We start from the raw sequence: 8603 nt of genomic DNA on the forward strand, positions 1-8603 counted from the left end.
GGATAGCTTATTTCCCCGACGAAAACAAGTAGCGCGGACAATTTACGAGAGTAATCGGGCTGTCACCTTTGGTGAGATTATGGTAGACTATAGAGCAAGGAGCCTAGGGGCTGTGGTAAGCCCGGGAAATAGGATGAGGTGGTATTACGTTCCCCGTGGATCCTTTCATATTAATGAGCTTGTCTATAGGCGCGGCGGGTCTTTTTGAGCAAATCAAGCATGAGCGGGCCATAAGGGCGATTCCGATTCGAGTGCATGTAAATGGCACACGAGGTAAATCTAGTGTCACTAGACTGATTGCAGCAGCCCTGAGGGGCGGCGGGATGAAAGTGCTGGCCAAGACCACAGGTTCGGCCGCCAGGATGATCTTGCCCGATGGTGAGGAAGTGCCGCTAGTCAGGCGAGGGCCCGCTACGATCCTGGAATATATACCGGTTCTCCGAGAGGCGGCAAGGCGGCATGTGGATGCGGCAGTCATTGAATGCATGGCAGTAAGGCCTGAATATCAGTGGTTCGCTCAGCACCGTCTCATCAAGGCGACCCATCTTGTCATCACCAATACCAGGCAAGACCATATGAGCGAGATGGGTTCGACTGAGGAAGAGATCGCGAGATCCTTATGCACGACCGTCCCACAGGGCGGGATCGTCTTCACGACAGAGAGATCGAACCTGACACTCATTCGCCAGGAAGCGCAAAGACTGGGGAGCGCTGTCTTGATCCCTGATGATCTTGGCTATCCATCAGGGAATTCTGATGTTGTGCGACAACTTGTGCAGAACCTTCCTTACCCCGAGTTTGAGGAAAATATAAGCCTTGCTTTGGCCGTAGCCAGATGCCTTGGCATCCCGGAGCATGATGCTGTAGAGGGAATGATGCTTGTAAAGCCCGATCCCGGGGCCTTGAAGATAATAGAGTGCGACTGGCCTCAAATGGGGGTTCGCTCCTATTTTATAAGCGCTTTTGCCGCAAACGATGTCCAATCAGCAGAGACAGTGGTAAGACGGGTATATGAGATCCTAGGATTGGACAGGCTCCCCCTTTTCGGAATCCTCAACTGCAGATCTGATCGTGTCGATAGAACCATCCAATGGATGAAGGCCATATCACAAGGCCGATTTCGGATATTTAGGGGTGTTATCGGGATAGGCCCGGATAGTCATCGCCTCAAGACCCTCCTGCCCGTCAGCCGGAGGGAAGGGTGGGACCTTGATATTTTGGGGAACGCCTCTGCCGGCATGGTAATGAATGTGCTTCAAGGAAAAATGGCTTCAGGTGGGGGTGCCTTTGGGCTCGGCAATATATCCGGCATCGGGATGAGTCTGGTAAATTTGTGGGAGAGGATGGGCAGATCCTTGGCGTGGAAACCTTGATCGGGGTAGGCGCTATATGTAGTATTCTGGTGACTGAGCTATTTCATATTTCGCCCGGGGGCCTTATAATTCCGGGTTACCTGTTGGTCTGTTCAAGGCATCCCTTGTGGCTGCTCGCTCCAGTTGGGGTGGCGTTCATCGCAATGGAATCGTACAAGATTCTGTCGCGCCACATTCTATTGTTTGGCCGGCGGAAATTTTCAGCTATGGTGATAATTGGGATGCTAGTGTGGGGTATAGCTATAAGAATCCTGGCGAATTGGGTGGATTTGACCAGGTTGCCCGGGCCTGAATGGAGCATCGTCGCATATTTCGCGCCTGGGCTCATGGCTTCGGATATGGAGCGGCAGGGGGTAGTGAAGACTCTCATATCAGCCATAGCCGCTGTGGCGCTTCTCAAGGCCGCGCTGATGATATTTGGGTTCCTCGTTCCAGCCATATGATCCTTTATTCTGCGGGATTTGGCTCCATTCTTGGATGCCTGATGGCCTTTTTTTGCCACCTTCCCGTCCGGTAGTAGAGCCAGCTGAGGATAACTCCCACAACCGGGCTCGAGGCTACAGCCATCCAAATGCCGCGGACGCCAAGGGCAGGCATGGACGATAGATAGCGCGCCAATGGCACGCGGACGAACCAAAGTCCAGCCATGGTGTTGATCATCCCCGGAACAGTGTCTCCTGCTCCCCTCATCACGCCATTCAAAGTGAACATAATAGCCATGGGCAAATACGAAAGGCTGACTGTCCTGAGATAGCTTGCCCCAAGTTGAAGCACTTCACGGTCCGTGGTGAAGATCGATAGTAGGGAGCGCGGAACGGTCACCATGACAAGCGTCATAAAAAGGGAGACGGCGGACACTATGCGTATGCTGGCCCTCACTGTCTCCCGTACTCGCTCGTGTTTACCGGCTCCCAGGTTTTGTCCCACAAGGGATGACACGGCCAGGCTAAAAGTCATCGCCGGCAGAAATGCGAATTGATCCAGGCGTAGGCCTACCCCGTAGGCCGCGACCACGTTCTTGCCAAATGAATTCACTATGGAGCTTACTGCAAGCCCAGCGAGCGAGACCACAAGCTGTTGGGCCCCGGCAGGGAGGCCGATCTTGAACAGGTTCTTTATAAGATATAGATCAAATCCGCGAAAGTTGACGTGGATTTTTATCTTGTTTACCCGGGCGATATGCCTGAAACCGAGGAAGGCCGATATGGCCTGCGCTATCACTGTCGCTAGCGCCGCTCCCGTGACTCCCATGCGTGGGAATGGCCATATGCCAAAGATCATAATGGGATCTAACACAATATTTAAGAGGGTGGCATACGCCAGGAAGATCAAGGGAGTCCTTGAATCACCCATTCCACGCAGGATTGCCCCGATGATGTTGTAAAGGAACATAAAAGTGAGGCCGGCCAGAAACACGACGAGGTATTCAGAGGCCATTTCAAATATCTCGGCAGGCGTATTAACAAGCTCCAGGATCTGCCGGTTGAGCGCTATTCCGAGAATGGAAACTGCTACTGCCACTATCGTCAGGAGCATAATTGAGTTATCAATGGTAAGCTCCATTAAATCCTGCTGTCTCGCCCCCTTGAACTGTGCAACCAGTACTGTGGTCGCCATTGTGAGGCCCATGGCCACCGCGATGAGCGAGAATATTATAGGGGCGCTGACAGATACTGCCGCCAGAGCTCCTGGTCCCAGAAAACGACCGACCCAGATGCTATCAACGGTATTGTAGAATGTTTGGAGGAGATTTCCCAGCAACATGGGGATGGAGAACCTGATCAGGTGATTGGGGATGCTCCCCTCGGTGAAATCCATTGTGTGGTCTCTGGGCAATGGGCTCTTCCTCTCTTTAGCGCAAATAGGTCCAGACAAATGCGGATTGCCCGCCAAAAATGGGCCCAAACGACGCCCGCGGCATCTCTATTCCCATCATGATTGTCTGAATTCTACTATACCCGATAGGCAGGGGCCTGCGCAAGCCGACGCAAACCCTGTAGGCGCGATCTTTCCAGCGTTGTTTTTCCTTTTGGATATGCTATATTATACTATGAACGACTGGCAGACATGGAAACTAGAGCCTGCCACTGCCGCGAACAGCTCGAAAGGGAGGGAGCAGTCGTATTCCTGAGTCATCATGGATCGTCGGGAATACTATCGCGCGATTTTATGGCCAAGATTCCTGTTCCATTGGAAAATGCAGTGACTCTCGTAAACCATGGGCCGACAGTCCTCATTTCGACTAATGATCCCAACTTGGGCCGGCCCAATGTTTTTGCGCTCGCCTGGATCACGCCGGTGGGCTTTGAACCGCCGACCATTATGATCGCTGTATCATCGGGCAATTATTCTGATCAGCTCATATCGTCGACGGGGGAGTTTGTGGTGAACATACCCAATAGCTCGCTGGCTGATAAAGTTGATTACTGCGGCAACGTATCCGGCCGGGCGGTGGATAAATTCAAGGCCGCGGGACTTACGGCCATCCCCGCTCAAAAGGTCGGCGCGCCCTTGGTCGAGGAATGCATAGGACACTTGGAATGCCGGGTTATCGAGAGAAAACCCTGGCAGGGCGATTCCCTCTACTTCGCCGAGATCCTGGCTGCATCGGCAGATGAAGGGCTCTTCGAGAAGAAATGGGACATGGATAACCCACGAGCCCATAGCATTCACCACATGGGCGGGAATCATTATGCCATTGCAGATCATTCAATAGAGATAAATATAAATATCGGGTAAAATCGGGAATCTCCTGAAGGTGATTCTCCATATTTGGCGAAGTCATATCCGTTGGGATGAAATCTTGGGGGTAGGGGGATTCCGTCACCTATGTTATCTGCGCGGTTTGTGCGACCTCGGTTGCCTTTACCGGGACCTGGATTTTCTCGTTTTCTCCCCTATTTGTCATTTTTCTGTATCCTAATCTGTTTTGTGATATGGGAACCAGATTACAGTCTGGCTTCCCCCTCTGCATCGCAACCTTCCGGCCAGTACACAGTGAAGCCCGAGGATGTATTGGATATTTCCGTGTGGGGTCATGAGGACCTGAGGGGAGTAATGACTGTCAGAGAGGACGGGATGATCACTTTTCCTCTCGCAGGTGAGGTCAAGGTTTCGGGACTTACAGTGTCCGAGCTTCAGGAAGTGCTTGAGAAGCGGCTGTCAGATTACGTCAAGGATCCTCGGGTGACCGTAGTCGTAAAGCAGGAAAAGCCTTTCAAGATTCAGGTCCTTGGTGCCGTCAAAGTCCCGGGCAGTTATAACTTTCCTGGCCGCATACCGCTCACTGACGCTCTTGCCTCAGCTGGCGGCGTGACTCCCGAGGGGGACTTGAGCGCAATCGCCATTACCAGCCGTCAGGGCGGCGACGGGGCGCCCTTGACCAGGCGATTCAATCTCGAAGGCATCTTGTCTGGCGAAGGCACTCAGGAAGTGCCATTATTATCTGATGGTGATGTGGTCTACGTTCCTGAGATATTCCGCCGAGTCACCATTCTTGGGGAGATAGCAAAGCCAGGTGTCTATGAGATAAAGAAAGGAACGAGACTCCTTGAGGCAATAGCTGCCGCTGGTGGCCCGACACTTCAAGGGGATATTTCAAGTGTGGTTGTATCCAGACAGCAGAATGGCAAGAATGATACATTCGAGGTGGATCTTGAGCAGATTTCACGGGGGAAGGCAGGGGATTCATCCAAGGATAATCTCGTGCTGGCGCCCGGCGACTCAATCTATATTCCGCGAGCCATTGTAGTGCAGGTCCTGGGCGAAGTGAATGCCCCGGGCACCTATCGTCTATCTGCGAAAAGCCGTTTCATCGATGCCATTGCCGTAGCCGGTGGAGTGAAGACCACAGGGGATCCCGCCTTTATTAGACTAACCAGGTCCGGAGATGGCAAGTCTCTGGTTCCTGAGACCATAATTGTTAATCTGGACCAGATCCTAAAGGGAGACGCTGATAAGAACTTTCCGTTGAGAGATCAAGATATAATCTCCGTGCCGGCCATTATCAGGCAAGTGTCTGTTTTGGGTGAAGTGATGAAGGCTGGGGTATTCGATATCAACAAGGATACGCGTGTCCTTGATGTGATAGCCCAGGCAGGAGGCCCGACCGAGCAGGGAGATACTTCTGCGGTGGTGGTCACGAGGCGGGATGGAGACAAGGTTGAGACCTTCACCCTGGACTTGGACAAGATCTCCATGGGGCTTGCTCCGGGAGACAATATTCTCTTGAGGCACGGCGACTCCATTTATGTGCCCAGGGCAGTGGTTGTGCAGGTTCTTGGGCAGGTTGAGGCTCCTGGAACATATCGGTTGAAGGCGAAGAGCCGGGTGGTGGAGGCTATTGCAAAGGCAGGGGGCATCCGGGCTGATGGAGATCCTTCGGCCATCAAGGTGACCAGGGCAGGGGAGAAGGGGCCTGAAACCTATGTGGTGGATCTCGACGAGATCCTGAAAGGGCGGCCAGAGAAGAACCTGGTGCTGGAGGACCAGGACATAATCTCTGTGCCTGAACTTATAAGGCAAGTCTCCATCTTGGGCGAAATATCCAAACCCGGGACATACAAGTTGCATAAGGACATGAAGGTCCTTGACCTTATTGCGGAGGCCGGTGGTCTGAACAAAGACGGAGACTCCACCCATGTCCTGCTGAAGAGAAAGCAAGGTGACTCGGAAACAACCTTGACCATAGATCTCAGCGTCCTCTCTTCTCAGGCTGGGACAGGGAATACCCCTGAGCTTCGAAATGGTGATATTGTATATGTCCCAAGAGCCCTGAGGATCCAGGTTCTAGGAGCGGTCCGCGCGCCAGGGCCATATGTTCTGCCATCAGGGAGCACCCTAACTGAGGCAATCGCCAGGGCTGGGGGACTTGATCCAAAGGGGGATCCGACCCATATAACACTCACGAACCGGGTGCCATCTGCAGCTGGTGATATCCAGAATGGCCCATCCTTGACTCCGAGGGTTGTGAACCTTGAGGAGATCCTGAGCCGGAACAAAGCCCAGGATATCCTTCTTGCCGACGGGGACACGATTTTCGTGCCGCAGTTCGTTCTCAAGGTGTCATGCCTCGGCGAAGTCGCAAGACCCGGAGTATTCGACATAGACAAGGATACCCGCCTCCTTGATGTTATAGCGCTTGCGGGAGGCCCGACCCAACAAGGAGATACTTCGAGTGTGACGGTTACTAGGCGGTCGGGGGATAGTATCAAGACATTCACGGTAGACCTGGACAAGATTTCGGCTGGGAGGCTGTCTGGAGAAAATATAGCGCTCCAGCATGGCGATACCATATACGTCCCACGCGCCATAGCAGTCCAGGTCATGGGGAAAGTGCGTTCGCCAGGTCTTTATTATCTGAAGGCAAAGAGCCGGTTGCTGGATGCCATAGCCAGGGCAGGCGGACCCTTAGATGAGGCTGATACAAGCAGCATAGTATTTACCACAAAGTCCCACGGGGAAGATGGCAAAGAAGCATCCATGGTGACCGTGACACGTCTGGTGAATGTAGATGGTATATTAGAACAAGGTAAGGCAGGGGACAATTACGAACTCGCGGATGGTGATGTGATCTTCGTCCCGGAGGCTTTCAGGGATGTAGTTGTGGTCGGCGAGGTGGCACGGCCGGGCGTGTATAAGGTAGGCAAGGATGCCAGGCTCATGGATGTCATAGCTCAGGCTGGCGGTCCCTCCCCCCGGGCCGCGCTGGAGGCTGTGTGCATCTTTGAGCGGGGTCAGGTTTCAAAGGGCCAGGAGGTCAAGCTGGGCATGAATAACCTGCTATTTCAGGGTAACGCCACAAGCAATCCTCCGGTGAAGGCCGGCGATATCGTGTACGTGCCGGAGACAAAGAAGCTAGACTGGGGCAAGGTCTTCTCATTCTTATCCGGTCTGAAACTAATCAAGGATCTCATTACTTACTGATCGGGGGACGATTCTCAATATGGATCAGGACGAGGTAGATCTCCTTCAATATCTAAGGGTCATATATCGATGGAAATGGGCCATTCTCATCATTCTTTTGACGAGCGCTCTAACGGCTTATGTGGTTAGTAGTCGAATGATTCCTGTCTATCAGGCATCAGCCAGCGCCCTGGTGAAAGCCGATGCCGCCATGTCGGCTATCCCGCTTTTTCAAGCTCAGATGGGGGCCGGGGCCAATGCCGCCCAAAACTATGTGGAAATCCTGCGCAGCCGAACTCTTCTGGAACGTGTCTTAGCCCGGCTGGGAATGGATGTGCCAGTGGACTCGGCAGAATTTCAGGATCTCAGGAATAGCATCTCAGCGCAGCTGGCACAGGGGGCTAATACAATTAAAGTCACGGTGAACTCCACGGATCCATTTAAGGCTGCTCAATTGGCGAATGCCATGATAGACATGCTTATTCAGGAAAGTCAGAGATCAAACCAGGAATCCGCCAGAACAGCTCGAGAGTTTTTGGAGCAAAGGCTCAAAGTCTCCGAAGGGCAGCTCAGGCGCGCAGAGCAGGCTCTCCTTGATTATAAAAGATCCCATAGGGTCATAGAACCTTCAGAAGAGACCAAGGCACAAATCGAAAAGATAAGTTCGCTGGAAACCGCGCTATCTCAGACGGAAGTGGCTATCAGTGAGCTCCGGGCAAATACGGAACAGATGCAAAAAGATATACGGGCTCAGAATCCTACCCTGGTTACCTCTGAAACCGTGGTCGGCAATCCGTTGATCGAGCAGTATAAGGGCAAGCTCTCAGAGCTGGAAGTGGATCTTGCGGGAGCCAGGGAAAAGTATACAGATAAGCATCCGACGGTGTTGAGTCTGCGGTCGCAAATTCAGGAATTGAAGGAGAAGCTGAATAATGAAGTGGAAAGGGTCGTGAGCGCGCAGACGACGACCCTCAACCCGATTCACCAGCAGTTGCTATCGCAACTGGTTCAAGCTGAAGCTCAAATCGTGGGGCTTCAGGCTAAGAGAGATGCCTTGAAGGAGCTTGTGGCCCAGAATGAGGCCATGCTTACCACGATACCAGAGAAGGAACTAAATCTGGCCCGGCTCATGAGAGAACAGCGAGTTGCGGAAGAGATATATGTCATGTTGCTCACTAAGTATGAGGAGACGAAAATAACAGAGCAGTCCTGTAATGAAATCGGATAAGAATTGATAAAAGGGGAGCCTCCTGGTATAACATTAACGAAACCCCACAAAGACAGGAGGTCCCCAAAGCTGATGGACAAAACTGCAAAGATTCAATT

6 protein-coding genes are annotated in these 8603 nt (G+C 52.6%); 5 read left to right on the forward strand and 1 reads right to left on the reverse strand.

Annotated features, from left to right (window positions below):
• Positions 1 to 173 precede the first annotated feature (173 nt).
• Positions 174 to 1373, forward strand: coding sequence for a poly-gamma-glutamate synthase PgsB (gene pgsB, locus HPY52_11350; GenBank protein NPV80854.1), 1200 nt, complete (start codon positions 174 to 176; stop codon positions 1371 to 1373).
• On the forward strand, positions 1334 to 1816 hold the full coding sequence (locus tag HPY52_11355) for a hypothetical protein (GenBank protein ID NPV80855.1): 483 nt from the start codon (positions 1334 to 1336) through the stop codon (positions 1814 to 1816). The genes pgsB and HPY52_11355 overlap by 40 nt, the downstream gene beginning before the upstream one ends.
• Positions 1817 to 1820: 4 nt before the next feature.
• Here HPY52_11355 and HPY52_11360 read toward each other — a convergent pair whose 3' ends face one another.
• On the reverse strand, positions 1821 to 3191 hold the full coding sequence (locus HPY52_11360) for an MATE family efflux transporter (GenBank protein ID NPV80856.1): 1371 nt from the start codon (positions 3189 to 3191) through the stop codon (positions 1821 to 1823).
• A gap of 249 nt (positions 3192 to 3440) precedes the next feature.
• Here HPY52_11360 and HPY52_11365 point away from each other — a divergent pair, with 249 nt between their 5' ends.
• From HPY52_11365 to HPY52_11375, 3 genes are all read left to right on the forward strand, one after another.
• Positions 3441 to 4112, forward strand: coding sequence for a flavin reductase family protein (locus HPY52_11365; protein NPV80857.1), 672 nt, complete (start codon positions 3441 to 3443; stop codon positions 4110 to 4112).
• 276 nt (positions 4113 to 4388) lie between these two features.
• Positions 4389 to 7298: a hypothetical protein gene (locus tag HPY52_11370; GenBank protein NPV80858.1), complete on the forward strand. Its 2910-nt coding sequence runs from the start codon at positions 4389 to 4391 to the stop codon at positions 7296 to 7298.
• 19 nt (positions 7299 to 7317) lie between these two features.
• Positions 7318 to 8505, forward strand: coding sequence for a hypothetical protein (locus HPY52_11375; GenBank protein ID NPV80859.1), 1188 nt, complete (start codon positions 7318 to 7320; stop codon positions 8503 to 8505).
• The last annotated feature ends 98 nt before the right edge of the window (positions 8506 to 8603 follow it).

This window comes from Bacillota bacterium, assembly GCA_013178415.1.
Classification (GTDB): domain Bacteria; phylum Bacillota; class SHA-98; order Ch115; family Ch115; genus Ch115.